Annotated in this window: 21 protein-coding genes, 1 tRNA gene and 1 pseudogene; 12 read left to right on the top strand and 11 right to left on the bottom strand. The window is 71.1% G+C overall.

The features are described from left to right. Nucleotides 1–124 precede the first annotated feature (124 nt). The 3 genes from ABZ880_RS15895 (at nucleotide 125) to ABZ880_RS15885 (ending at nucleotide 4597) form a co-directional block, all read left to right on the top strand. Entirely contained in the window at nucleotides 125–2062 is a 1938-nt protein-coding gene (locus tag ABZ880_RS15895) for a transglycosylase domain-containing protein (RefSeq protein ID WP_361262713.1), read from the top strand. Nucleotides 2063–2114: 52 nt separating this feature from the next. Beyond that, nucleotides 2115–3413, top strand: a complete 1299-nt coding sequence (locus ABZ880_RS15890; RefSeq protein WP_361262151.1) for a hypothetical protein — start codon at nucleotides 2115–2117, stop codon at nucleotides 3411–3413. An 83-nt stretch (nucleotides 3414–3496) separates the two neighbouring features. Next, nucleotides 3497–4597: an amidase domain-containing protein gene (locus ABZ880_RS15885; RefSeq protein ID WP_361262710.1), complete on the top strand. Its 1101-nt coding sequence runs from the start codon at nucleotides 3497–3499 to the stop codon at nucleotides 4595–4597. 26 nt (nucleotides 4598–4623) lie between these two features. On the opposite strand, the gene ABZ880_RS15880 is transcribed toward ABZ880_RS15885, so the two are convergent. Then, nucleotides 4624–6018, bottom strand: coding sequence for a hypothetical protein (locus ABZ880_RS15880; RefSeq protein ID WP_361262148.1), 1395 nt, complete (start codon nucleotides 6016–6018; stop codon nucleotides 4624–4626). An 81-nt stretch (nucleotides 6019–6099) separates the two neighbouring features. Continuing rightward, nucleotides 6100–6900: a DUF4097 family beta strand repeat-containing protein gene (locus ABZ880_RS15875; RefSeq protein WP_361262145.1), complete on the bottom strand. Its 801-nt coding sequence runs from the start codon at nucleotides 6898–6900 to the stop codon at nucleotides 6100–6102. A 199-nt stretch (nucleotides 6901–7099) separates the two neighbouring features. Here ABZ880_RS15875 and ABZ880_RS15870 point away from each other — a divergent pair. Further along, nucleotides 7100–7171 (top strand) — tRNA-Val (locus ABZ880_RS15870). Nucleotides 7172–7216: 45 nt separating this feature from the next. Here ABZ880_RS15870 and ABZ880_RS15865 read toward each other — a convergent pair. Both ABZ880_RS15865 and ABZ880_RS15860 read right to left on the bottom strand, forming a co-directional pair. Then, nucleotides 7217–7543, bottom strand: coding sequence for a hypothetical protein (locus ABZ880_RS15865; protein WP_361262142.1), 327 nt, complete (start codon nucleotides 7541–7543; stop codon nucleotides 7217–7219). Nucleotides 7544–7732: 189 nt separating this feature from the next. Next, nucleotides 7733–8221: an Lrp/AsnC family transcriptional regulator gene (locus tag ABZ880_RS15860; protein ID WP_361262139.1), complete on the bottom strand. Its 489-nt coding sequence runs from the start codon at nucleotides 8219–8221 to the stop codon at nucleotides 7733–7735. A gap of 217 nt (nucleotides 8222–8438) precedes the next feature. On the opposite strand from ABZ880_RS15860, the gene ABZ880_RS15855 reads away from it, so the two are divergent. From ABZ880_RS15855 to ABZ880_RS15840, 4 genes and pseudogenes are all read left to right on the top strand, one after another. Beyond that, nucleotides 8439–9833 (top strand): aminotransferase class V-fold PLP-dependent enzyme, encoded by a 1395-nt coding sequence (locus ABZ880_RS15855; protein WP_361262136.1) that lies wholly within the window; start codon nucleotides 8439–8441, stop codon nucleotides 9831–9833. 75 nt (nucleotides 9834–9908) lie between these two features. After that, nucleotides 9909–10007, top strand: a pseudogene (locus ABZ880_RS15850) (aminoglycoside phosphotransferase); the annotation flags it as partial. Nucleotides 10008–10124: 117 nt separating this feature from the next. After that, nucleotides 10125–10598, top strand: coding sequence for a carboxymuconolactone decarboxylase family protein (locus tag ABZ880_RS15845; RefSeq protein ID WP_361262133.1), 474 nt, complete (start codon nucleotides 10125–10127; stop codon nucleotides 10596–10598). Nucleotides 10599–10649: 51 nt separating this feature from the next. Further along, complete coding sequence (locus tag ABZ880_RS15840; protein ID WP_361262130.1) at nucleotides 10650–11165, top strand: GNAT family N-acetyltransferase; 516 nt, start codon at nucleotides 10650–10652, stop codon at nucleotides 11163–11165. Nucleotides 11166–11210: 45 nt separating this feature from the next. Here ABZ880_RS15840 and ABZ880_RS15835 read toward each other — a convergent pair whose 3' ends face one another. After that, on the bottom strand, nucleotides 11211–12113 hold the full coding sequence (locus ABZ880_RS15835) for a 2-dehydropantoate 2-reductase (RefSeq protein ID WP_361262127.1): 903 nt from the start codon (nucleotides 12111–12113) through the stop codon (nucleotides 11211–11213). A 93-nt stretch (nucleotides 12114–12206) separates the two neighbouring features. On the opposite strand from ABZ880_RS15835, the gene ABZ880_RS15830 reads away from it, so the two are divergent. Next, entirely contained in the window at nucleotides 12207–12437 is a 231-nt protein-coding gene (locus ABZ880_RS15830) for a DUF2277 domain-containing protein (RefSeq protein ID WP_361262124.1), read from the top strand. 16 nt (nucleotides 12438–12453) lie between these two features. Here ABZ880_RS15830 and ABZ880_RS15825 read toward each other — a convergent pair whose 3' ends face one another. The 5 genes from ABZ880_RS15825 to ABZ880_RS15805 all read right to left on the bottom strand — a co-directional run bounded on the left by ABZ880_RS15825 (nucleotide 12454) and on the right by ABZ880_RS15805 (nucleotide 18287). Further along, complete coding sequence (locus tag ABZ880_RS15825) at nucleotides 12454–13065, bottom strand: VTT domain-containing protein (protein ID WP_361262121.1); 612 nt, start codon at nucleotides 13063–13065, stop codon at nucleotides 12454–12456. Nucleotides 13066–13328: 263 nt separating this feature from the next. Then, nucleotides 13329–13784 carry a DoxX family protein gene (locus ABZ880_RS15820; protein ID WP_361262118.1) on the bottom strand — a complete coding sequence of 152 codons (456 nt, stop codon included), beginning with the start codon at nucleotides 13782–13784 and terminating at the stop codon, nucleotides 13329–13331. Nucleotides 13785–13878: 94 nt separating this feature from the next. Next, nucleotides 13879–15768, bottom strand: coding sequence for an FAD/NAD(P)-binding protein (locus ABZ880_RS15815; protein WP_361262115.1), 1890 nt, complete (start codon nucleotides 15766–15768; stop codon nucleotides 13879–13881). A 159-nt stretch (nucleotides 15769–15927) separates the two neighbouring features. Continuing rightward, on the bottom strand, nucleotides 15928–17556 hold the full coding sequence (locus ABZ880_RS15810) for an alkaline phosphatase D family protein (protein WP_361262112.1): 1629 nt from the start codon (nucleotides 17554–17556) through the stop codon (nucleotides 15928–15930). Between the two features lie 86 nt (nucleotides 17557–17642). After that, nucleotides 17643–18287, bottom strand: a complete 645-nt coding sequence (locus ABZ880_RS15805) for an HNH endonuclease family protein (RefSeq protein ID WP_361262109.1) — start codon at nucleotides 18285–18287, stop codon at nucleotides 17643–17645. Nucleotides 18288–18673: 386 nt separating this feature from the next. Between ABZ880_RS15805 and ABZ880_RS15800 the strand changes: the two genes are divergently transcribed. Both ABZ880_RS15800 and ABZ880_RS15795 read left to right on the top strand, forming a co-directional pair. Next, on the top strand, nucleotides 18674–19255 hold the full coding sequence (locus ABZ880_RS15800; protein ID WP_361262106.1) for a TMEM165/GDT1 family protein: 582 nt from the start codon (nucleotides 18674–18676) through the stop codon (nucleotides 19253–19255). 188 nt (nucleotides 19256–19443) lie between these two features. Next, entirely contained in the window at nucleotides 19444–20112 is a 669-nt protein-coding gene (locus ABZ880_RS15795) for an HAD family hydrolase (RefSeq protein WP_361262103.1), read from the top strand. A 38-nt stretch (nucleotides 20113–20150) separates the two neighbouring features. On the opposite strand, the gene ABZ880_RS15790 is transcribed toward ABZ880_RS15795, so the two are convergent. Continuing rightward, nucleotides 20151–21113, bottom strand: coding sequence for a peptidoglycan-binding domain-containing protein (locus ABZ880_RS15790; protein WP_361262100.1), 963 nt, complete (start codon nucleotides 21111–21113; stop codon nucleotides 20151–20153). A 180-nt stretch (nucleotides 21114–21293) separates the two neighbouring features. Between ABZ880_RS15790 and ABZ880_RS15785 the strand changes: the two genes are divergently transcribed. Beyond that, entirely contained in the window at nucleotides 21294–23393 is a 2100-nt protein-coding gene (locus ABZ880_RS15785) for an MFS transporter (protein ID WP_361262097.1), read from the top strand. Nucleotides 23394–23454: the final 61 nt, after the last annotated feature.

The following is a 23454-nucleotide window of genomic DNA, read 5'->3' as shown; positions in this document are numbered from 1 at the left end:
TCTTATGTGGAGAAGATGCGAAGATCGTTGATATTTTTCGGGCGTGACCGGGACAGCACAACGTCGTGGCCGGCCGGCTGACCACCGCCGTCCACGCCGCCGAAGGGCGGCACCGAAGCGGTCCCTGTGGGCGGCGTTAGGCCGCTTACGCCCCGACTACCCCCGCCCCGGCCGCACCGGCTGGCGCCGCTGGCTGCCGTCCTGGCGCCATTGGCTGGGGGGCTTCCTCGGGGCCGTCGGCCTGAGCGGCTTCTTCCTGGTCGTGGCCTACGCCGTCACGGACATCCCGGAGAACCTCAACTCCTACGCCACCCAGCAGGACAACGTTTTCTACTGGTCCGACGGCACCCCCATGGCCCGCACCGGCTGGGTGCAGCGGCAGGCGATGCCGCTCAGGGACATTCCCGAGGACGTCCGTTGGGCGGTGCTGGCCGCCGAGAACGAGAGCTTCTACTCCGACCCCGGCATCTCCTTCAAGGGCCTGACCCGCGCACTGTGGCGCACCGTCGGGGAGGGGGACACCGAGGGCGGCTCGACGATCACCCAGCAGTACGTCAAGAACGTCTACCTGACGCAGAACCAGACGGTGAGCCGCAAGTTCACCGAGGCGATGATCTCCCTCAAGCTCGACAACCGGATGAGCAAGGACCAGATCCTCGAGGGGTATCTGAACACCAGCTGGTTCGGCCGGGGGACCTACGGCATCCAGCGCGCCGCCCAGGCCTACTACGGCAAGGACGTCACGCACCTGAATGTCAGTCAGGCGGCGTTCCTGGCCTCGCTGTTGAAGGGCGCCGGACTCTACGACCCCACCCTGTCCGAGGCCAACCACAAGCGTGCCGTGGAGCGTTGGTCCTGGACCCTCGACCGCATGGTCAAGATCGGCAGGCTGTCGCCGGCCGAGCGCGCCAAGTACCAGAAGTTCCCCGAACCGCTCAAGTCCGCCCGCGTCTACGACACCGGCAAGCAGAGCGACTACCTGGTGGAACTGGCGCAGCAGTACGCCAAGAAGGCCGCGCACATCTCGGACAAGCAGTTCGACCTCGGCGGCTACCAGATCTACACGACCTTCGACCGCAAACGGGAGACCGAACTCACCGACGCCGTGGCCAAGGCCCGTAAGCAGGCGAGGAAGGACGAGCCCAAGGCCGCCAAGACCGTGCACTACGGCGCCGCCTCCGTCGCCACCGACGGCCGGATCCTCGCCGTCTACGGCGGCCCCGACCACCGTACGCAGGGCTACAACGAGTCCAACTCCAGTACCGTGCAGGCCGGTTCGGCCTTCCTGCCGTTCGTCTACGCGGCCGGCCTGGAGCACGGCGTGCGCAAGACGCGCGGCGGGCCCACGACCCGGATCACCCCGCAGACCGTGTACGACGGCGACGACGGCATCCCGGTCACCACCCCCGAGGGGCCGTACTGGGACCGCAGCGGCAAGCAGGTCCTCGCGCACAACGAGGACGGCAGGTCCTACGGGCGGATCGGCCTCGGCAAGGCGCTCGCCGAGTCCGTGAACACGCCGTTCATGCAGCTCGGCATGGACACCGGCCTGGACAAGGTGCGCGACACCGCAGTGGCCGCCGGGCTGCTCTCCTCCAGCCTGGGACCGCAGGTACCGGCGCTGTCGCTGGGCAGTTCGACACCGAGCGCGATCCGGATGGCCGGCGGATACGCCACCTTCGCCGCCGCGGGCCTGCACACCGAGCCGTACTCGGTGCGCCGTATCACCCGCAACGGCTCGAGGGTCGCGCTGAGCACACCCATCGCCCGCCGCGCGGTCGACGCCCAGGTGGCCGAGGAGGTCTCCCAGGCACTGACGGACTCCCTGCGCGCCGCCCACCCCACCGTGGCGGCCCCGAGAGCGACCGGCAAGTCCGGCACCACCGCGGACGACACCGCCGCCTGGTACGCCGGCACCGCCGACTCCGTGTCGACCGCGGTCGTCGTCTACCGCATGGACCTGGCCAAGTCCCTGGAGCCACTGCCGCTCAAGGGCCTCGCCGGCACGACCGCCGACAGCGTCCCGTACGCCGTCTGGGCGGGCGCCATGGGCTTCGGCTGACCACCGAGACCCTGCACCACACCCCCCACCCCCCTCGCAGAATGAGCACCGCATGCCCCGCACCATGCAGCGCAATGGACCCCAGGGCCGTCGCAGGAAAGCGCGTACATCCCGCCGACCCACCCGCCCCGAAGTCCGGACCCTGACCGCCCTCCTCGTCGTGGCCTCGGTGGTCTCCGGCTTCCTCGTCCTGACCCGCCAGGACCACACCGAGCCCACCGCCGCCGCCTCGAAACGCCCCGCCGGCACCGCGCGGACGTCCACCGCGGAACCCTCCCCGGACGGAGAGATCAAGACTTTCGGAGACGGCTCCACCTCCTACACCGGCCCGCAGAAAGGCGAGTTGAAGGCCGAGCCGCTCAAACCCGGTGAGAAACCACCCCAGTTCGTCGTCTTCTCCTGGGACGGCGCGCTGGAGGGCAGCGACCATCTCTTCTCCCACTACCGGGAGTTGGCGAAGAAGTACGACGCCCACATGACGTTCTTCCTCACCGGCATCTACCTCCTGCCCAAGAGCAAGAAGACCCTCTACCACCCACCGCAGCACAAGCCCGGCGCCGCCGCGATCGACTACCCCACCGACGAGCACGTCCGCACCACGCTGGAGCAACTGCGGCTGGCCTACAACGAGGGCAACGAGATCGGCACCCACTTCAACGGCCACTTCTGCGACTCCAGGACCAGCGGCAAGTACTGGAGCGTCGACGACTGGAAGCAGGAGATCGACCAGTTCTACTCCCTGGTCGAGAACTGGAAGACCAATACCGGCTTCACGGACGTCCCCGCCCTGCCCTTCGACTTCAAGAAGGAAATCGCCGGCGGCCGCGCCCCCTGCCTGGAGGGCCAGAAGAACCTGCTGAAGGCCATCAAGGGCCTCGGCTGGAAGTACGACGCCAGCTCCCCGGGCGACTTCCAGATCTGGCCGTCGAAGAAGAGCGGCGTCTGGGACTTCCCGCTCCAGCTGGTCCCGTACTCCGCCGACAACCAGGCCCTGTCGATGGACTTCAACTTCCTCTACAACCAGACCGGCGGCGAGGTCCAGGGCAACCCGGCGAACTACGCCCAGTGGGAGAAGCAGACCGTCGACTCCTACATGAACGGCTTCAACCGCGTCTACTACGGCAGCCGCGCCCCGCTGTTCATCGGCAACCACTTCGAGGACTGGAACGGCGGCATCTACATGAAGGCCGTCGACCGGATCGTCAAGAACGTCTGCACGAAGAAGGGCGTCAAGTGCGTGTCCTTCAAGGAACTGGCCGACTGGCTGGACGTGCAGAAACCGGAGACCTTGGCGCGGCTGCGCGGCCTTGACCCCGCACAGGCGCCCGACTGGTCGACCGTCGTGAAATGAACCACCCCCCACCGCAAGGAGAAACCCCCGTGAGACCCAGCAAGTCCGCTGTCGGCAGAGGCCGTTGCACGGTCGTCGCCGCGATGGCCCTCTCGGCCGCCCTGCTTCCGCTCTCCGCCGCCCACGCGGCCGACTCGCCCGCCGGCCCCGCCGTGACCGCGGCCACCACCGACGCCTTCGGCCGCATCGCCGATGCCGTCCTCACCGACCGCACGGCCGCCCTGGTCGAAGGGTCCGCCAAGACCCGTACGGCTTTGAAGGCGACCGCAGGCGTCCAACTGGCCACCGCCCAGGCCAAGTCCGAGACCGCCACCCTGACCGCCCTGCACGGCACCCGCTCCCGGCTCGCCGCGCTCGGCGAGGCCTACACCGGCGCCGACACCAAGGTGCACATCGACAGCACCCGCCTGCAAGGCCGCACCGCCACGGTCCGCGTCACCGAGAGCACCACACTGACGTACGCGAAGATACGCGGCGACGAACCCGCCACCACGGGCTTCACCGCACACCACCAACTCACCTTCACCGAAGGCCCGGACGGCACCTGGCAGCTCACCCGCGAACGCCTCACCGACCAGGGCCCCCGCCCGGTCAACGCGCCCGCCCCGGCCGCCCCCGCGACCCCGGTCCGCCCGAGCGCCGTCATCGACGCGCCCCGCGCGGCCACCACCTACCCGGCCCCCGCCAACCCCAAGAACCTCGGCTCCGGGACGACGTACAACTACGCGGCGATGGCGACGTACGCGGAGAAGTACTGGAAGAACTACAACACCGCCTACCGCCGCTACAACAGCGCGGGCGGCGACTGCACCAACTACCTCAGCCAGTCCCTGTATGCCGGCGGCTGGAAGCAGGTCACCAACTCGAGCGAGGACTACGGCACTTGGTACTCCAAGACCTCGGGGGAGTCCGACACCTGGATCGGCGTCAACGAGTGGTCGTGGTTCACCCAGACCACCAAGCGGACGACGGCGCTGGCGAACGCCTACCAGATGGACGTCGGTGACGTGCTGCAGATGGACTTCGACAAGGACGGGTCGAAGGACCACTCGATGATGACGACGTACCGGAGCTCGAGCGGGGTGCCGTATCTGACGTACCACGACGTGGACACGTACCGGCGCTCGCTGGCGAGCCTGATCGCGTCGTACCCGAACTCGGCGTACTACGCCTACCGCAGCTAGCGAACCGGCCGCGTGGGGGCGGCAGTTCAGTGACCGCCTCCACGCTCCTCGCGAATCTGCGAGACGACCCGCCCCACCGTCTGCCGCACCGCCTCGGTCTCCGTGAGGAAGTGCCAGTAGTCCGGGTGGCGGCCCTCCAGGCCGGCGATCGCCTGCTCCAGCCTTGCCACCGAATCGTCCAGCGGCCGGGCATGCCGCGGATCGGGCGTCGTCCGGCCCGTCATCGCCAGCCGCTGGGCGTCCCGGATCGCGAAGCGCGTGCGGTCGATCTCCTGCTGGGGGTCCTTCTGTACGGCGTTCAGGCGCTGGAGCCGGTCCCGCGCCGCCGACACGGACTCGTCCGTCGTGTTCAGCAGCGCACGCACCGTCGACAGCAGCGCCGTCGCGTCCGGCCAGCGCTGGGCGTCCCGAGCCGCCTGCGCCTCCTTCAGCTTCAGCTCGGCCTGCCGGACGTTCTCCTCGGCCTGCTCCGGAACGTGCTGCAGGTCCTGCCAGCAGGCCGCCGCGAACCGGCGCCGCAGCTCGCTCAGCACCGGCTCGACCTGCCCGGCACGCGTGGTCAGCGCCTGCGCGCGCGTGCGCAGCGACACCAGCCGGTGGTCGATCTCGGCCGCCTTCTCCGGCAGCCGCTCGGCCTCCACCCGGACCGCCTCGGCCTCCCGCGCCACCCGCTCGGCCCGCTCCAGGGTCTGTGGCACACCATGCTGCCCGGCACCCTGGTTGAGCTTGGTCAGCTCGGGGCCGAGGGCGGCGAGACGGGCGGCGAGGTCGTCCGCCTTCAGCTTCGTCTGCCGTACGGCATCAAGGGCGTTCGAGGCGGCGAGGAGCCCCTGGCGCGCCCGCTCCACCGCCGGGGCCAGCCGGGCGAGCTGGGTCTCCGCCTTGCCGAGCAGCGGCCCGAGGCTGTCGCCGAAACGGTCCAGCTCCCGCTTGACGTTGGCGAGCTCGTCCTTGGCCCGGGTCAGCTCCGTACGCGCGCGCGACGCGACCGAGGCCTCCAGCTCGTCGCGGTCGAGGTCATAGGCGTCGACCGCCTCGATGTAGCGCTGGCTGACCTCGTCGATACGGCGACCCAGCGCCTCGAAGTCGGAGACCGCGCGCCGGGCGGCCGGGGTGTCGTCGACCGCCGTGATCGTCTCGATCGAGATCCGCATGTCCCGCTGGGCGGTGTCCAGCTCGTAGAACGCGGCCGCCGCGGCGTCCTTCGCGGCCTGCGCCTCGGCCCGCTGGCTCTCCGCCCGCCCGCCGAACCACCGCCGCGTGCCACCGCCGGCGAACGCGGCCGGCAGCGCGAGCGCGGCGACGAGGGGCAGAGCGAGAAGCGTGACGGTGTCCATGACCGCCCGACGATGTGCACGCAACGGCCCGCGATGCGCGCGCGGCACCAACGGCGAGTACGGCTGCGAAGGTGTCGCCGTCACATCCCTCTCCCGTGCTGTCATCCGTCCAGGCCGGTGCCTCGTTTCATTCTCCCACCGGTTAAGGACGAACACACGGGCCGGTTAGTTCGCGGTCCTGAGAGTGACTTTGCCGTCACCGGTGCGCGCGGACACCACGTGTGAGCTGGAGCCGGACCGCGGCACGGACACGTCCACCGAACCGTCACCCGTCTCGGTCGTCACACGGTACGTGGACCTGGGCAGCGCGATGGTGACGGACCCGTCGTGGCTGCGGGAGTCCACCAGGTCCGGTACGGCGCCGAGTTCGAGGTGAACCGAACCGTCACCGGTCTCCGCCCGCACCTGACGCGAGGAGACGTCGGCGTGCACCGAGCCGTCGCCGGTGCGCAGCGTCAGCGGCCCCGTGGAGTCCGTGACATGCACGGACCCGTCCCCCGTACGAATGCTCAGCGCATCCTCGAACCCCCGCGCCCGCACACTCCCGTCCCCGTCCTCGACCTTCACGGTGACCCCGCGCGGCACCTCGATCCGGTGCTTGGCCGAGCAGTCGGCGACGACACCGGAGCACTTCATGCGCAGCGTCAGCTTGTCGCCCGCCATCTTCCAGCTCACCTTCGGATCCTTGCCGATGGCCACCGACCCCTGGAACCACCGCGTGACCTCGACCTTCCCCGCCGGATTCCCGTCCGCGGCGACGATCTCCAGCGCCGAGTCGTCGGAATCCACGGTCAGCGTCCGCCCCTCCAGCGCGAACGTCCGATGATCGGGATCCTTGTCGTCCCCCGCGGAGGCCCCACAGCCGGTGGCGACCCCGACAAGAACCACGACGGCCCCGGCGGCGAGAGCGATACGGGCGGCGCGTGCGGTGCGTGCGGTGCCGGGACGGGTACGGATGCGGGCCATGGTGATCTTCCCCCTGCGACGGATTGTGAAGGCTCTTCGACCGTAGGGAGTGGGGGGCTGGAGGGGGATCCGGGATCCTCCCGGAATCGGGGTGGGGTAAACCCCCGGACCGGTCAGGGTCGCGGTCCGGGTCCCGATCAGGGGCCGATACGGGTTTGCAGGGCACTGCCCCTGGCAAGGTAGGCTGTCGACTTGTCCCGGGCGCGTAGCTCAGTGGTAGAGCGCTGCCCTTACAAGGCAGATGTCGGCGGTTCGAAACCGTCCGCGCCCACCGTCACGAGAAGACCCCGGCCGCCGCGGCCGGGGTCTTCTTCGTTCACTCCTCGTGTGCGTGCTTGAGCCTCATGCGGGCCTGCACGCGCTCCCCGGTCGTGACCTCCGCCCAGAAGCGGTGGGTGCTGACGAAGACGGCGAGTTCGTGTTCGCGTTGGCGGAGCTTTTCCACCTCGGCCTGTTCGTCGGCCGTCCAGCCGGGGGAGGCGGGGCGCTCCACCTTGCGCCAGCCGCCCGAGTCGCTGAAGGCGTCCAGGGGCTCGACCGACCAGGGCAGCCGCTTGAGCAGGGCCGACAGCTCGGCCCGGACCTGATGCAGCTCCTCCTGACCGGCGAGGAGGTCACTGGGAAAGTCATAGGTCTCAGCCACGGCGCAATGCTACGCCTGTTCGAATTTGGGATGCGAGCTCCTTCTCGGGGTTCATGCGGACGGGTGTGACTGGGCGCTTCAGTTGGCCAGTGAGCGCTTCCGTTGGCCGCTGCGGTGCTCGGCTTGCTGCTTCATCGTCGGGCCGGGGAAGCGCGGTGTTCGCCAAGCAGGTGAAGCCGTGTCGTGCGGTCATGCGCGCGGTGCGGGCCAGGAGTTGAGGGGTAGCGGGCCGCGGTCGACGACGGTGCGGATGCAGAAGGTGCTGCGGGCGTCGCGAACGGGGCCGATGGCAAGGATCTGGTCGGTGAGCACCTTTTCGAAGGTGCGCAGGTCCGGCACGGCGAGCTCGACGAGGAAGTCGGCGTCGCCGGAGACGACATGGCAGGCGACCACGTGGTCGATCGCCTTCAGTGCCGCTTCGACGACCTGGGAGGTGGTGCGGGAGTGCTCGACCTTGAGGGAGAGGAACACCGTCAGCCCGAGGCCGAGGCGCTCGCGGTCCAGGTCGGCCCGGTAGCCGGCCAGGACTCCGTCCTCCTCCAGCGCCTTGGTGCGGCGCAGGCAGGACGAGGGGGAGAGGCGTACGGCCTCGGCGAGGTCGACGTTGGGGGTGCGGCCGTGGCGCTGGAGGTGGTCCAGGATCGCCCGGTCGATGCGGTCGTACAGGGGGCGTGGCATGAAATGCAGCGTATCGGCCGTATCGGCGAATAATCCTGCGTCGCGGCGCCGTATCGGCGCTCACTACGCCATCGTGTGCGGGGCTCGGCGGCGCATTCTGGTCACGCGCCGCGGCCGCCAAGCCGGTCCGCTGCCGTCTCCGTACCGCCTCTCACTGCCATCGGACTGCCTCATGCACCCCTTTCCCCTGGAACCCGACCGCGCCACGATGACCGAAATGGGCCGTCTCGTGCTGGAGCGTGTCGTCGACCGCACCGACCAGCTCGCGGCACGCCCCGCGGCCAGCCCCCTGTCCCCGCGGGCCGAGGCCGACCTCGTGGAGTCCTTCCTGGCGCCGCCGCCCGACCGGGGCGGCGACCTGAAGGCTCTGCTCGCGCGCCTGGACGAGGCCGCCGACTGCGCTCTGGAGACGGCCGGGCCCGGCCACCTGGCATACATCCCGGGCAGCGGTCTGTACTCGGCCGCGCTCGCCGAGTTCTACAACCGTGCCGTCAACCGCTACGGCGGCCTGGCCTCGGTGGCCCCGGCCCTCGCCGCGCTGGAGGAGAGCGTGATCCGCTGGATGGCCCGCGAGGTGTGCGGCCTGGCGGAGGGCAGCGGCGGCCTGCTGACCAGCGGCGGCTCGATGGCCACCTTCTCCGCGACGGTCGCCGCCCGCCACCACCGGCTCGGCGACGATCTGGCCGGCGGCACCGTCTACACCACCGCCTTCGCCCACCACTCCGTCGCCAAGGCCGCCCGCCTCGCCGGGATCCCCGCCGCCCGCATACGGACCGTGCCGCACACCCCGGACCTGCGGATGGATGCCCACGCCGCCGCCGCGATGATCCGGGCCGACCGGGACGCGGGGCTGCGGCCGTTCCTGCTGGTGGCCACCGCCGGCACCACCGACACCGGCACCGTCGACCCGCTGCCTGAGCTGGCCGACCTGGCCCGCCGCGAGGACGTGTGGTTCCACATCGACGCGGCCTACGGGGGCTTCTTCCGGCTCACCGCGCGCGGCGCCAAGCGCCTCGCCGGTTTCGAGCAGGCCGACTCGATCACCCTGGACCCGCACAAGACCCTGTTCATGCCGTTCGGCACCGGCGCCCTGGTCGTCCGCGACCTCCCCGCCCTGCAGGCCGCGCACGAAGGCACGGGCAGCTACCTCCAGGACATGCGGGCGGCGGGGAGCGTGCCGGACTCCGGTCACCTCGGGCCCGAGTTGACCCACGAGATCCGCGGTCTGCGGGCCTGGCTTCCCCTGCACCTGCACGGGGTGGACGCCTTCCGCGAGGCTCTGGACGAGAAGCTCGACCTGGCCGAACACGTCCACGACACGCTGTGCGGCGTCGCGGCGTTGGAGGTCCCGCAGCGCCCGGACCTGTCCACCGTGATCTTCCGCGTCCGCCCCGTCGACGGCGGCCGGGCGGCCGCCGAGCGGGCCGACGAGGCGAGTCGCCGTCTGCTGGAGCGGATCAACGGCCACCGGCGCATCGTGCTCTCCAGCACGGTTGTCGACGGCCGCTACACCCTGCGCGTCTGCGTGGTCTCCCACCGCACCCACCACGACCGCATCGCCGAGGCGCTGAAGATCATCATCGCCGAGACCGAGCGCTGCACCACCGCGTAGCGGTCTCCGACCACCTGCGATGCTCGCCGTATCGAGTGATTTGCCTCCGCCGTAGCCGTCCTGCAGGGACCCAGAGAGGCCGGCGTGCGCGGCCGCCCCGGAGGCAAGGCCACCTGGGGCTCGCCCGCCCGCGCTGCGCTGCGGCGCCTCATCGTCGCGGCCGGCCGCGACTGATCGCATCCGTGGTTCGGAGCGTGTCGTGAGACGCAGGTCACCTTTGTTTCTGTCACGGCCGGTGGGGGCTGTTCGGTCCAAGGGGTGCAACGACCGACAACGACGTAGGAGTGCACTGTGGAAGCTCGGATGAACCTCATGGCCAGCCCGGTCGCCGCCAAGGCCTTCAAGCACATCGTGGCCGCGGCCCACGCGCTCGCGGACTCGACGCTGCCGTTCGCGACGCGGGAGCTGGTCAACCTCCGTGCCAGCCAGATCAACGGTTGTGCCGGCTGCATCGACATGCACACCAAGGAGCTCGCGCACGCCGGGGAGAGCGCGGTGCGCATCAACCTGGTGGCGGCCTGGCGCGAGGCGAAGGTCTTCACGGAGGCCGAGCGTGCCGCTCTCGAGCTGGCGGAGGAGGGCACCCGCCTCGCGGACGCCGCCGGTGGTGTCCCGGACGAGGTGTGGGAGAACGCCGCCAAGCACTACGACGAGGACCAGCTCGCCGCCCTGGTGACCCTGATCGCCGTCATCAACGCCTTCAACCGCGGCAATGTCATCACCCAGCAGCCCGCGGGTGACTACCAGGTCGGCCAGTTCAGCTGACCTGCCCGGCATCGAGGGCCGCTGTCAGACCCTGGTTCTACCGTTGGCGGTATGGACATCGCTGAGGTGGAGCAGGTGCGGTTGGAGCCGTGGGGTGAGGGGGACTTCTGGTTGCTGCAGAGGACCAACAGCCCTGAGATGACCGCGCACTTGGGCGGGCCGGAGAGCGAGGAGAAGCTCGTCGCTCGGCATGGTCGGTATCTCGAGCTGGCCGCGGGGCAGATGTACCGGGTCGTGCTGGCGGGCAGTGGCGAGACCGTCGGTTCGGTCGGGTTCTGGGAGCGGGAGTGGCGGGGCGGCACCGTGTGGGAGACGGGGTGGGGCGTGTTGCCCGAGTTCCAGGGGCGGGGGCTGGCCGTGGCGGCGGCCGGGGGTGTCATAAACGCCGCGCGGGCCGCCGGTGGGCATCAGTACCTGCATGCCTTTCCCGGCGCGGACCACGCCGCGTCGAACTCGGTGTGCCGCCGCGCCGGTTTCACGCTGCTCGGCCCGGTCGACTTCGAGTACCCGAAGGGGCACTGGATGACGTCCAACGACTGGCGGGTCGATCTGCGGGCGGCCGGTTGACACCCGCACCCGCGCGGACGTCAACCGGCCCAGGACGCAGGCCTGTCAGTGGCCGGCGTCCCTCAACTCCCCTACCAGCCGCGCCGCGACCGGCACGCTCACCCGGTGCCGCTGCGCCGCGCGCAGCAACGCCCCGCCGATCGCGTCCAGTTCGAGCGGGCGGCCGGCCTCCGCGTCGCGCTGCATGGAGGACTTGGTCTGCGGTGGGAAGGCGTCGTAGCGGGCGAGTGCCTGTGCGGGATCGGCGGGGCCTCCGCACGCGCGGCTGACCGCGGCCGTCTCCGCCACCAGGGCCGTCAGTTCGTCGCGATGCTGTGTGCGTACGTCACCCAGCGGGACCGCGTACCGGGTCGTGAGCAGGGCGAAGGGTGCCAGGAACGACATCTTCGCCCACAGCGCCGACGCCTCGTCGTCGAGGACGCGGGTCGTCGGTCCGGCGGCGTCGAGGGCCAGCGCGAGCGTGTCCAGCCGCTTGCGGTCGACTCCTTCGCCGGTCAGGTCGATCTCGGCGAAGGGGCTGCCGTGCTCGATCATGCCGGGCGCGATCCGGGTGGACTCGGCGCGGATGACGGCCGGGGCGACCAGGCCGGGGCGGTAGCGGGCGCGCAGGGTGGCCGGGTGTTCGACGCCGTTGAGGAACGGTACGAGGAGGGCGTCGTCCAGAGCCGTGGGCGGGACGCGGTCGAGGGCGGCGTCCAGGGCGGTGTGCTTGACCGCGACCAGGCAGGCGTCGACCGGTTCGCGCAGGACGGTGTCCGCCTCGACGCGGGCGGTGAAGTCGCCGAACAGTCCGCTGCGGACGCGGATTCCGTCCTGGCGCAGGGTCTCGGCGGTGTCCTCGCCGGCCAGGCAGAGCACGCGGTGTCCGGCGCGCGCCAGCAGTCCCGCGAGCAGGCCGCCGATGCCGCCGGGGCCGAGCACGGCCACGGTGAGTTCGTCGTTCGCCATGATTCATTTGTCCCTTCGTCGGTCGGCCCCGCATCGGTGGCCGCCTCGGAAAGGATCATCGCAGGGACAAGGGAGTTGAGCGAGACTTGTCTCATGTGCCGGAGCATCAAGACACTTCGTCCGCCCGCGTTGCCCGAAGAGGCGACAGAGGAAGAGATCAGGGCCGCGGCCCTGCAGTTCGTACGGAAGGTGTCCGGCTTCCGGGCGCCCGCCGCACACAACCAGGAGGTCTTCGACCAAGCCGTCGACGCGATCGCCGAGGCCACGGCGGAACTGCTGGACGGTCTCCAGATCCGGGGACAGAAGGCGCCTGCGCCCGCCTAGCCGCCATGAGGGGCGGCTACGACGCCTTCGCCGGCCGCCGCATCACATACGCCGCCCCGGCCCCCGCCCCGAACAGCGCCACCACCGACACCCCCGTGGCCAGCCACGTCGTACCGAGCCACCGGCCGCCGTAGTAGCCGAGGGCCACGCTGTAGGTCGCCCAGGTCAGTCCCGCGAGGGCGGACCAGGGCAGGAAGTCGCGGGCGCGGCGGTGGGCGGCGCCCGCGCCGAGGGAGACGACCGAGCGGCCGGCCGGGGCGAACCGGGCGAGGATGACCAGGGGGCCGCCGCCCCGGGCGAGGGCCGCGCCGAGACGTTCCTGCGCGCTGGTCAGCCGGCGGGAGCGGGCGATCGCGCGGTCCAGGCGTTCACCGCCGCGCCAGGCCAGCCGGTAGGCCACCAGGTCGCCGAGGACGGAGGCGGTGGCGGCGCAGAGGACGAGGGCCAGGATGTCGGGGACCTCGTGCGGTACCTGGCCGGTCGCCGAGCCCGCGGCCGCGGCGGTGGCGGCCGTGATCACCAGCACCCCGCTGGGCAGGACCGGCAGGAACACGTCCAGCAGGACCGACAGCGCCACCATGGCGTATATCCATGGGCTGCCGGTCAGCGACCCCATACTCTCGAGCACCGCGTATCTCCCCGTGACTCCCCCGTGGTCCGACCGTGCCGCGACGTCGCGAGGGAGCGGCAAGGGCGGCCGTAACAGCCATACAGCGTACGCCCGTGGTGTGACAGGAGATTCATGGGGGGCGCGTGTGATCGGCACAGTACGTTCACTCACCCGGCGAGCGTCCCGACCGTCCAGACGCCCCGACCGTTCAGCCGTCCCGCCGCCCGAAAGGGGAAGGGCCTTCCCCCGGCCGGCGGGGGAAGGCCCTGTCGTGCGGTGGATCAGGCGGCGACCGGCGTCTGCTCGACCGTCCGCTTGCCTTCGGCCGTGGAGCGCTTGGCGAAGAGCCGGTCCAGGCCGAGGGCGCCGGAGCCGGTGAACACCAGCAGGAAGAACGACCAGCAGAACAGCACGGACAGTTCGCCGCCGTTCTGGATGGGCCAGAGGTTCATCTGCTGGTGCACGTCGAAGTACGCGTACGCCATGGAGCCCGAGGCGATCAGCGCGGCGCCGCGGGTGCCGAGGCCGAGCAGGACGAGGCCGCCCGCGATCAGCTGGATGACGGCCGCGTACCAGCCGGGCCAGGTGCCGGCGTCGATGGTGGCGCCCTTGGTGCCCATGGCTCCGCCGAGGACGCCGAAGAGCGATGCGGCGCCGTGACAGGCGAAGAGCAGGCCGACGACCATGCGGAACAGGCCGAGGGCGTAGGGCTGAGCGGTATTGAGGCGTGCGGACATGGTGGGGGGTGCTCCTTCGGTGCAGTCGGGCCGGTCGGGGACTGACCGGCTGTGGGGGCGGCGGTACCGAACGAGCAACCCACGTTAGGTGGGCCTAATCGATGCTTGCAAGTTCAACATTTGGCCACCGGTTTGCCTCCGTTTCCGGCTCCGTTTCGGCCGCAGTCGCACGTAGAAGGGCTCTGGCCACCGCATCCGCGTCCGAAAGTGTGACCGAATCCACCCCTGGCCGGGCGCCCGCCGCGGTCACCCAGTGCACACCCTCCGTCGGCACCCCGAACGCGAACCGTCTTGGGTGCGCCCGGCCTTGACGGTCCTTCAGGCGGTACGGCCGCTCGGTGACGTCCAGTCCGCCGGTCTCGTAGCCGTCGACGGTGTGCGGCCGGCACTGTCCGGTCTTCAGCAGCCGGGCGAGGAGTTCGTCGGCGGTGCGGCGCAGATCCGGTTCCGGAAGGCGGGCCTCTATGAGGGTCGTCACCCGGACCTCGGAGCCGGGTATCTCGGGCGAGCGCGCCCTCCACGCCCCGTCCTGCTCCCGCACCTCGAGGCCGGGGCCGAGCACCTCCACCACGCCTGCCTCCACCAGCGCGGCCAGCTCCTCGATGCGCCGCCGGGGCGGGCCGATGGACAGGAAGGCGTTGAGCGGGGTGTACCAGCGGTCCAGGTGCTCGCGGCGGGAGACGCCGGTGAGGCCGCCGTGGTCGACGATCAGCCTCAGTTCGTTGCGCAGGTCGCGCAGGACGTCCAGGGCCGCCTTGAGCGGGCCGTCCACATTGCCGAGGGCGGCCTGCGCCGCGTCCTCGCGCAGATACGCCAGCAGCCACTGCCGCCACTGCCCGGGATCCGCGAACTCCCTTTCCGTATACGGCCGGGAGATCCGGTCCCAGCTCCAGCGCTTGGCCGCCGGGACGCCGAACTCGTCGAGCACGTCCGCCTCTTGGGGGTCGCGGTGGGGCACGGCGAGGAAGCGGTCGGTGAACTCCGGGCGCGGTACGAGCGCCGTGTAGTAGACCGTCTCGACCTCTTTGGCCACCAATGGCCAGATCTCGGCGAGGAAGTCCGGCGCCTCGCCCGAGTCCGCGCGCTTGCGGAAGCCCGCGATCACCTCCGGGGTGAGCACGAACGGGGTGTGACGCCCGTAGGGGCCCTTCGCGTTGTCGCCGCGCGCCTGGTAGGGGATGCCGCGCCGGGAGCCGGCGTACAGGCGGGGTTCGCGGCCGGAGGGGACGTAGCGCAGGCCGCGCCGGCCCGGCACGAAGCGGCCGCCGCGGCCGGTCGTCAACAGGGCCGTGTGGTCGAAGAAGTTGAGGCCCAGGCCGCGCAACAGGACCGGTTCGCCGGGGGAGACGGGGGAGAGGTCGAGGTCGGCCGGGTTGGCGGGCGGGTAGTGGAGCAGGCCGTTGCGGTCGGCGTAGGCCGCCAGGTGGCGCCCGGTCGTGTCCGCGGCCGTCGGGAGGTGGCCCTGGGCCAGGACGACGGCGGACAGGCCGGGCAGGGTGCGGCCGTCGTCGAGGGTGAGGGTCTGGCGGCCGTCGGGGGTGTCGTCCAGGCGGGTGGCCCGGGCCCGGTGCGTCACGACGTGGACGGCGGGCGGGGCCTCCCGCACCACCTTCGCGAACACCCACTCCAGGTAGCGGCCGTAGTCGGCGCGGGTCGGGTACTCGTCCGCGCCCAGTGCGCCGGCGGCCCACTCGTGCAGGCTGGGGCCCTCCCGCACGGGGCCCGAGCAGTCCACGCTGTCGTCGGTGAACAGGGTCACCTGGCAGGCCACGGTGTTCATCAGCAGCTCGGGGGACTGGGCGGCGCGCCACACGCTGCCGGCGCCGGGCGGTGCGGGGTCGATCACGTGGACGGTCAGCCGCACGCCCGGCGGCAGGAGTTCGGGCACGGAGGCGCACAGGCGTTCCAGGACGCTGGTGCCGCGCGGTCCTGCGCCGACCACGGCCAAGGAGACGGGCAGCTGTTCCGCGGTCGGTGCAGACAAAAGGGTGACTCCCGGGCGTGGGGGGCGCTTGGCAGCAAACCACCCGCTGGAAGCGGACGGTCCGCCTCATCATGCCGTCGCCGGTCACGGAAGCCAACGCGAGTCTCAGACACCCCGTTTGTCACGGATGGGGTGATGGGAGGGGACTCCTCCCTTCACTCACGGGGTGGTCAGGGCGGACTCCTCCACGGTCTTCAGTGAGCCGTTCGCCTGCGCCTGCTCCAGCCGCAGCCGGGCCGAACGCCCCCGCAGGGTCAGCGTCATGAGCTGGTTGCCGAACCAGGGCCCGCCCGTCTTGCGCCACTTGACCGGCGGCGCAGCACAACGCCCGTGCCGGGCGAAGCGGCGGCCAAGAGCCCGGGCCGCCGCGCTCCAGCCGAAGCGGAAGCCGAGCCGTATCGACAGCGGGATGGAGTTGTGGACGGGGGAGCAGGTCAGCTGCAGCACCCGGGCGTCCGGCGCGCCGGAGGGCCAGGTCGGCTCGGCCACGTAGGCGTGATGCACGTCTCCCGACAGCACGAGCACCGTCGCCGGCGCCCCGTCCCCCGAGCCGACCTCGGCGATCAGCTCGGTCAGCGCGGTGAAGGAGGCCGGAAAGGCCGCCCAGTGCTCCAGGTCCGCCCGCCGCCGCAGGTCCTCCCCGAAGCGCGCCCAGCGCGCCCCGCGGTCGCCCCGGCACAGCGCGGCGTTCCACGACTCGGCGTCGTGCACCAGGTGCGGCAGCAGCCAGGGCAGCGAGGTGCCGACGAGGAGGTGGTCGTAGGACCCGGGCCCCTCCAGCGCCTGTGCGCGCAGCCACTCGGCCTCTCCCGGGTCGAGCATCGCGCGGTGCTCCTCGTCGAGGACGCGGGCCGCCCTGGTGTCCACCATCAGCAGGCGTACGCGGCCGAAGTCGCGCCGATAGCTCCAGCGCACGGCGGCGGGATCGGCGTCGGCCTTGCAGGCGAAGGCGCGCAACTCGTTGGTTCCGTCGGGGAGTTGGCGTACGGCGGCGTAGAGCGGGTCGGCGGCCAGCTCGTCCGGCGAGAGGTTGCCGAGGTGCTGGTGCACCCAGTACGACATCAGGCCGCTCAGCAGCCGCTCGCGCCACCACGGGGTGGCGCGCATGTCGGCGAGCCAGGCGGCGGAGGTGTTCCAGTCGTCGATGACGTCGTGGTCGTCGAAGATCATGCAGCTCGGCACGGTGGACAGCAGCCAGCGCACCTCGGGGTCCAGCCACGATTCGTAGTAGAGGCGGGTGTACTCCTCGTAGTCCGCGACCTCGTTGCCCGGCGGGTCGCTCAGGTCGCGGCGGGCGGCCAGCCAGCGCCGGGTTGCCTCGGAGGTCTCGTCGGCGTAGACCTGGTCGCCCAGCAGGAGCAGGACGTCGGGGCGTTCGGCCTGCGGGTGGGCGGCGATCCGGGCGGCGAGCGTGTCCAGGGCGTCCGGGCCGACCGGGTCGTGCTCGTCGGCGGCCGGGGCGGCCCAGCGGCAGGAGCCGAAGGTGACGCGGACCTCGGCGCCGTCGGCCCGGGTGCGGATGACGGAGGGCGGGAAGCGGGAGTCGGGCAACGGCCACACGCGCGTGCCGTCGAGATGGACCTCGTAGGCCGTCTCCGTCCCCGGAGTCAGTCCGGCGAGCGGCACCAGCGCGTAGTGGTGCCCGGCGACCTGGAAGGTGCGGGCCTCCCCGCGGGTGCCGTCCGCGCAGCGCACCTCGGCGGTGCTGGGACGGCTCGCCTCGACCCACACGGTCGCGGTCGAGCCGTCGGCATACCTCAGCAGCGGACCCAGGCGCAGTTCGGCCACGTCATGCCCTCCTCCGTCGCCCCGTACGGTACGGAACGACGGAGGTGAGCGGGGAGGTTCCTTGCGTAACGATCAGCGCAGGGCGATCAGCAGTTGGCGAGGTAGCTGGTGAGCGCGGACTTCTCGGCCGAGTCGACGGAGAGGTCGTAGTAGTACTTCACCTGGACCCAGGCGCGGACGTAGGTGCACACGTACGCGGACCGGGACGGAACCCAGGTGGAGGGGTCCTGGTCGCCCTTGGACTGGTTCACGTTGTCCGTGACGGCCAGCAGCTGCGGGCGGGTGATGTCGTTGGCGAAGCCCTGGCGCTCGGAGGTGGTCCACGCGCTGGCGCCGGAGTCCCAGGCCTCGGCCAGCGGCACGAGGTGGTCGATGTCGAGGTCGGACGCGGCGGTCCAGGTCGCACCGTCGTAAGGGGAGTACCAGCTGCCGCTGGTGGCGGTGCAGGCGGAGTTGGTCACGACGTTCGTACCGTCCCGCTTGAGGATGTACTCGCGGGTGTTGCAGGTGCCGCTGATGGTGATCCAGGTCGGGAACAGGTCGCGGTCGTAGCCGGTGCGGTTCTCGGTGGCCACGGTGAGCGAGGCGAGGTAGGTGCGGGCGGTGGCGGCGCTGACCGGGGTGGGGAGCGCGGCGGAGGCGGTCGGACCGTTGAAGAGTCCGACGGAGGCTATGAGTCCGGTAAGAGCCGCGAGTATGCTGAGCCGTCGACGCGCGTAGAACTTCGGCATGCGAACTCCCTTGGGGTGTGGGGGCGTTGGGGTGCGAGCGATGGAATGCTCGCGGCGCCGTATTGCCGGGAGGTGAGTGTCCGGTAAGAAGTTAGTGACGCGTTCATGACACGACAAGGTTCACGGTCGAACTTTCTCCCGCGCACGGGTCACGTACGATGGACGGCGCAGAAGGGGAGTAGCTCTTCGCCGGACCGTCGACATACTGCTCAGCCAGCCTGAGCCGGCGCCCGGAGGCGGGTCCCTCGAGGACCTCGCCAGCGAGACCTTCGGCAAGCAGTGCACGCCCGTGCCCCCTGGCGCGGGCGCCGAGTGTGCTGCCATGCCGAGGTGTCCGCACACGCAAGTCGCACTCTCGGTGGGGCAGCCCGACCGATTGAGGAACCTTGATCAGCATCACCGTCACGGCGCTCGTCTTCGGCGTCGTCTTCCTGGCCGAACTGCCGGACAAGACCGCGCTCGCCGGGCTCGTGCTGGGCACCCGCTACCGCGCCTCGTACGTCTTCGCCGGCGTCGCCGCCGCGTTCGCGCTGCATGTCGCCCTCGCCGTCGCGGCCGGCAGCGTGCTCACACTGCTGCCGCAGCAGATCGTGCACGCGCTGACGGGCGTGCTGTTCCTGGGCGGCGCGGCCGTGCTGCTGATGAAGAAGGGCGAGGGCGAGGAGGAGATCCGCAAGCCCGACAACCAGTCCTTCTGGAAGGTCGCCGGCGCCGGATTCATGCTCATCCTGGTCGCCGAGTTCGGTGACCTGACCCAGATCATGACGGCGAACCTCGCGGCCCGCTACGACGACCCGCTCTCCGTCGGGCTCGGTGCGGTGCTGGCGCTGTGGGCGGTGGCCGGGCTCGGCATCGTCGGCGGGAAGGCGCTGATGAAGCGGGTGCCGCTGGCTCTCATCACGAAGATCGCGGCACTGCTGATGCTGGCGCTCGGCGGGTGGAGCCTCTGGGAGGCCCTGGCCGGCTGAGCTGAACGGCCGGTGAACTGTTGCCCAAGGCGGTGGCGGATGCGGCCCCTGTTTTGTACCGTGGAGGAACAAAGTGGCTCCCGCCCGTTTTCCCTGACCGGCGGGCGGGGCCGCCTTGTCCCTCCGGGCGCCACCCGTACGCCCGCCCCTCGGGCTCTTCCCGAGCCTCTCGCGCCTTGGAGCTGCCGATGACGGTCACCACCGTGCCCACCGTCCTCACCGCCCGCGCCCTCCTGCTGGACATGGACGGCACCCTCGTGAACTCCGACGCCGCGGTCGAGCGCATCTGGCGGCGCTGGGCCGAGCGGCACGGGCTGGACGCGGCGGAGGTCATGAAGGTGGTGCACGGGCGGCAGGGGTATGCGTCCATGGCCCTGCTGCTGCCCGACCGGCCGATGGAGCACAATCTGGCCGACAACGCCCGGATGCTCGCCGAGGAGACCGCCGACACGGACGGCGTCGTCGCCATCCCCGGGGCGCCGGAGTTCCTCGCGTCTCTGCGGGGGCTGCCGCATGCGCTCGTGACGTCGGCGGACGTGGCTTTGTCCACGGCGCGGATGGCGGCCGCCGGGCTGGAACTGCCCCAGGTGCGCATCACCGCGGAGAGCGTCGGCGCGAGCAAGCCGGATCCCGAGGGCTTCCTCAAGGGCGCGGCGGAACTGGGCGTCGACCCCGAGGACTGCATCGTGTTCGAGGACTCCGCGGCCGGGATCCAGGCAGGGCGGGCCGCAGGGATGCGGGTCGTCGGGGTCGGGGCACGGGCCGACTTCCACGAGCCGGACGTGGTGGTGCGGGACCTGACCCGGATCCGGGTGGAGGCTGCCCCGGACGGGCGGATCCGGCTCTACGTACGGTGAGCAAGACCAGTCCGTCCGGGGCGGCAGCCCCCGGCACGTCACGGTTCGGTCGTCTCCGACTCCAGGCGTGAGCGTGTCTTCAGGCCGTACACCCCGAGCTCGTCGTCCGTGATCCCCCGTGCCCACTGATACCGGCTGACCGCGTCCTCGACACCCTCGTTGTAGTGGCCGCTGGCCTTGCGCGTGTACAGGCCGAGCTGGGTCAGGCGCAGTTCGAGTTCGGTGACCTCGGGGCCGTTCGAGCCGCGGCTCAGGACCGGGGGCGCGGTCTGGCGGCTGTTGTCGGAACCCGACGAGATCGTGCCGGTCGCCGTGGCCGTCGGCGGGGTCGCCGTCGGCCCGGCCGAGCGGGACGGGCTCGGCGAGGCGCTCGTGAGCGACGGCGACGGCGACGGCGAGAGCGACGGGCTCGCGCTGACCACCGGCGCCGGCGGCGCGGGCCGTAGGGAGGTGGCGCCGGCGGACGGCGACCCGGACGCCTCGCTCGGCGACGCGTCCGGCACGCTCGCCCGCACGTCGTCCGGCAGCGCGGTCTCCCGCGTGGGCTTCTGGTAGGAGAACAGTCCGCTCGCCAGCCCGGCCGCCGCCATCACCGCCGCGAAGGCCCCGCCGACGCCCAGCAGCACGGTGCGGCGTCTGCGGCGCGACCGGTACGCCGCGTCGTCCCCGGCGTCCCCGGCGTCCTCGTCGCCCTCTTCGTGGGCGCCCTCGAACAGTCTCAGGTCGTCGCTGCTCGGCACCTCGGCGCTCACCGGCCGCAACGGCATCGTCGCCTCGACCGCGGGCACCGGAGGCGGCACCGGATGCGCGCTCCCGTCGGCCTCCAGCTCGACGTAGGGCCGTATGCGCAGCGGATCGAAGTCCTCCGCCGCGGCCTGCTCGGCCGTGCGGGCATCGCGCAGGGCGTCGGACGCCCGCTGTGTGCAGCCGCAGGACGGGGTGTTGTCCGCCCCTCTGGGCGCACCACACTCCGGGCAAAGGTGACCTTTCGGGTCTGTCACGCGTTCGTCCCTCCCTTCACGCTCCCCTCGCGAACTCCAGACTTTATCCAGATCATCTCCGCCCCGTGGCTGGTGGCCCCCGGAATATCGGCTTCCAACAGGACTCAACAGGCCATAACCGGTCACACCGATCACCATGGACTCACCATGAACGTGTAACCAGAGCCGCTGGAGGTCTTCATGGCCGCGGATGCGCACGGTAGGACGGGGAATGTGCGAGACGCGCAGTCGCCCGCGGGGCCCCCGAAGCAGGGCGGCGCCGCCGACGAGCACGTGTCCGGGAACGTCCTCGTCTCGATCGGCGCCCTGCTCCTGGGGCTGCTGCTCGCCGCCCTCGACCAGACCATCGTGTCGACCGCGCTGCCCACCATCGTCAGCGACCTCGGCGGTCTGGAGCACCTGTCCTGGGTGGTCACCGCCTATCTGCTGGCCTCGACCGCCGCGACCCCGCTGTGGGGCAAGCTCGGCGACCAGTACGGACGCAAGCGGCTGTTCCAGCTCGCGATCGTGATTTTCCTCATCGGCTCGGCGCTGTGCGGAATGGCGCAGAACATGCCCCAGTTGATCGCCTTCCGGGCGGTCCAGGGCCTGGGCGGCGGCGGGTTGATCGTGCTGTCGATGGCGATCGTCGGCGATGTCGTCTCGCCGCGTGAACGCGGGCGCTACCAGGGGCTGTTCGGGGCCGTCTTCGGTGCGACGAGCGTCCTGGGGCCGCTGCTCGGCGGGCTGTTCACCCAACACCTCAGCTGGCGCTGGGTGTTCTACGTCAACCTGCCCGTCGGCGTCGTCGCGCTCGCCGTGATCGCGACCGCCCTGCACATCCCGCGCAAGGCGGCCCACCATGTCATCGACTACCTCGGCACGTTCCTCATCGCCTCGGTCGCCACCTGTCTGATCCTGGTCGCCTCCCTCGGCGGCACGACCTGGGGCTGGGGCTCCACGCAGATCGTCGGGCTGATCGTCCTCGGCGTCGGACTGACCGTCGCGTTCGTGGCCGTGGAGCGCCGGGCCGCCGAACCCGTCCTGCCGCTCAAGCTGTTCCGCATCCGCACCTTCACCCTCTCCGCAATCATCAGCTTCATCGTCGGCTTCGCCATGTTCGGCGCGATGACCTATCTGCCGACCTTCCTCCAGGTCGTCCAGGGCGTGACGCCCACCATGTCCGGCGTGCACATGCTGCCGATGGTGTTCGGCATGCTGCTGTCGTCCACCGGGTCGGGGCAGATCGTCAGCCGCACGGGGCGCTGGAAGGTCTTCCCGATCGCGGGCACCGGGATCACCGCCCTCGGGCTGCTCTTCCTCCACCAGCTCGACGAGAACAGCTCCACGGCCGAGATGAGCACCTACTTCTTCGTCTTCGGCCTCGGCCTCGGCCTGGTCATGCAGGTGCTGGTGCTCATCGTGCAGAACGCGGTCGCCTACGAGGACCTCGGCGTCGCCACCTCCGGCGCGACCTTCTTCCGCTCCATCGGCGCCTCGTTCGGCGTCGCGATCTTCGGCACGGTCTTCGCCAGCCGCCTCGGCGACAAGCTCACCGACGCCTTCCGGGGCGCCCGGCTGCCCGCCGGCCTCTCGGCGGACTCGCTCAAGGCCGACCCGCGCGGCATCGGCTCACTGCCGCCCGCCCTGCGCGCGCCGGCCCTGCACGCCTACTCGGCGGCCATCACCGACGTCTTCCTCTACGCCGCCCCCGTCGCCCTCCTCGGCTTCGTCCTGGCCTGGTTCCTCAAGGAGGACAAGCTGCGCGGCTCCGTCACCGCGCCCGACGTCACGGAGACGCTCGCCAGCAATCCGGTCCAGCGGTCCTCCTACGACGAGGTGTGCCGCGCCCTGTCCCTGCTCGGCACCCGCGAGGGCCGGCGCGAGGTCTACCGGACGATCACCGAGCGGGCGGGCTACGACCTGCTGCCGGCGGCGAGCTGGCTGCTGCTGCGCATCAAGAAGTACGGCTCCGTCGAACCCGGCGTGCTCGCCGAGCGCAGCTCCGTGCCGCTGACCGTCGTCATGGAAGCCGCCCGCCAGGTCGAGGAACGCCGCCTCGCCACCCGCGAGGGCCTCGACCTCTCGCTGACCGACTCCGGACGCGAGGTCGCCGAACGGCTCGCGATGGCCCGCGAGGAGTCCCTCGCCGACCTGCTCGGCGACTGGTGGGGTCCGGACCGCCCGACCGACCTGGCCCAGCTGGTCCACGAACTCAACGACGAACTGTGCGGCTCGGACCGCGAGCAGCCCCACAACGGGGCGTCTCTTACGGGGCGTTCGCCCACGGGGGCGCACTAGGTGCTGCTGGGCGCCGTGACCGGGAGCGATGCCGCAGGCGGCGCGGGGCCCGAGGACCCGG

The organism is Streptomyces sp. NPDC047043 (assembly GCF_040644055.1).
GTDB lineage: Bacteria > Actinomycetota > Actinomycetes > Streptomycetales > Streptomycetaceae > Streptomyces.
Note: the sequence above shows the minus strand (reverse complement) of the source record. Positions and strands in the feature narration are given on the sequence as shown.

Bases quoted from the DNA above. Each gene is read 5' to 3' on its own strand.
- ABZ880_RS15890 (WP_361262151.1), top strand. From the start codon at position 2,115: ATGCCCCGCACCATGCAGCGCAATGGACCCCAGGGCCGTCGCAGGAAA.
- ABZ880_RS15885 (WP_361262710.1), top strand. From the start codon at position 3,497: ATGGCCCTCTCGGCCGCCCTGCTTCCGCTCTCCGCCGCCCACGCGGCC.
- ABZ880_RS15875 (WP_361262145.1), bottom strand. From the start codon at position 6,900: ATGGCCCGCATCCGTACCCGTCCCGGCACCGCACGCACCGCACGCGCC.
- ABZ880_RS15860 (WP_361262139.1), bottom strand. From the start codon at position 8,221: ATGCCACGCCCCCTGTACGACCGCATCGACCGGGCGATCCTGGACCAC.
- ABZ880_RS15855 (WP_361262136.1), top strand. From the start codon at position 8,439: ATGGGCCGTCTCGTGCTGGAGCGTGTCGTCGACCGCACCGACCAGCTC.
- ABZ880_RS15840 (WP_361262130.1), top strand. From the start codon at position 10,650: ATGGACATCGCTGAGGTGGAGCAGGTGCGGTTGGAGCCGTGGGGTGAG.
- ABZ880_RS15835 (WP_361262127.1), bottom strand. From the start codon at position 12,113: ATGGCGAACGACGAACTCACCGTGGCCGTGCTCGGCCCCGGCGGCATC.
- ABZ880_RS15830 (WP_361262124.1), top strand. From the start codon at position 12,207: ATGTGCCGGAGCATCAAGACACTTCGTCCGCCCGCGTTGCCCGAAGAG.
- ABZ880_RS15820 (WP_361262118.1), bottom strand. From the start codon at position 13,784: ATGTCCGCACGCCTCAATACCGCTCAGCCCTACGCCCTCGGCCTGTTC.
- ABZ880_RS15805 (WP_361262109.1), bottom strand. From the start codon at position 18,287: ATGCCGAAGTTCTACGCGCGTCGACGGCTCAGCATACTCGCGGCTCTT.
- ABZ880_RS15795 (WP_361262103.1), top strand. From the start codon at position 19,444: ATGACGGTCACCACCGTGCCCACCGTCCTCACCGCCCGCGCCCTCCTG.
- ABZ880_RS15785 (WP_361262097.1), top strand. From the start codon at position 21,294: ATGGCCGCGGATGCGCACGGTAGGACGGGGAATGTGCGAGACGCGCAG.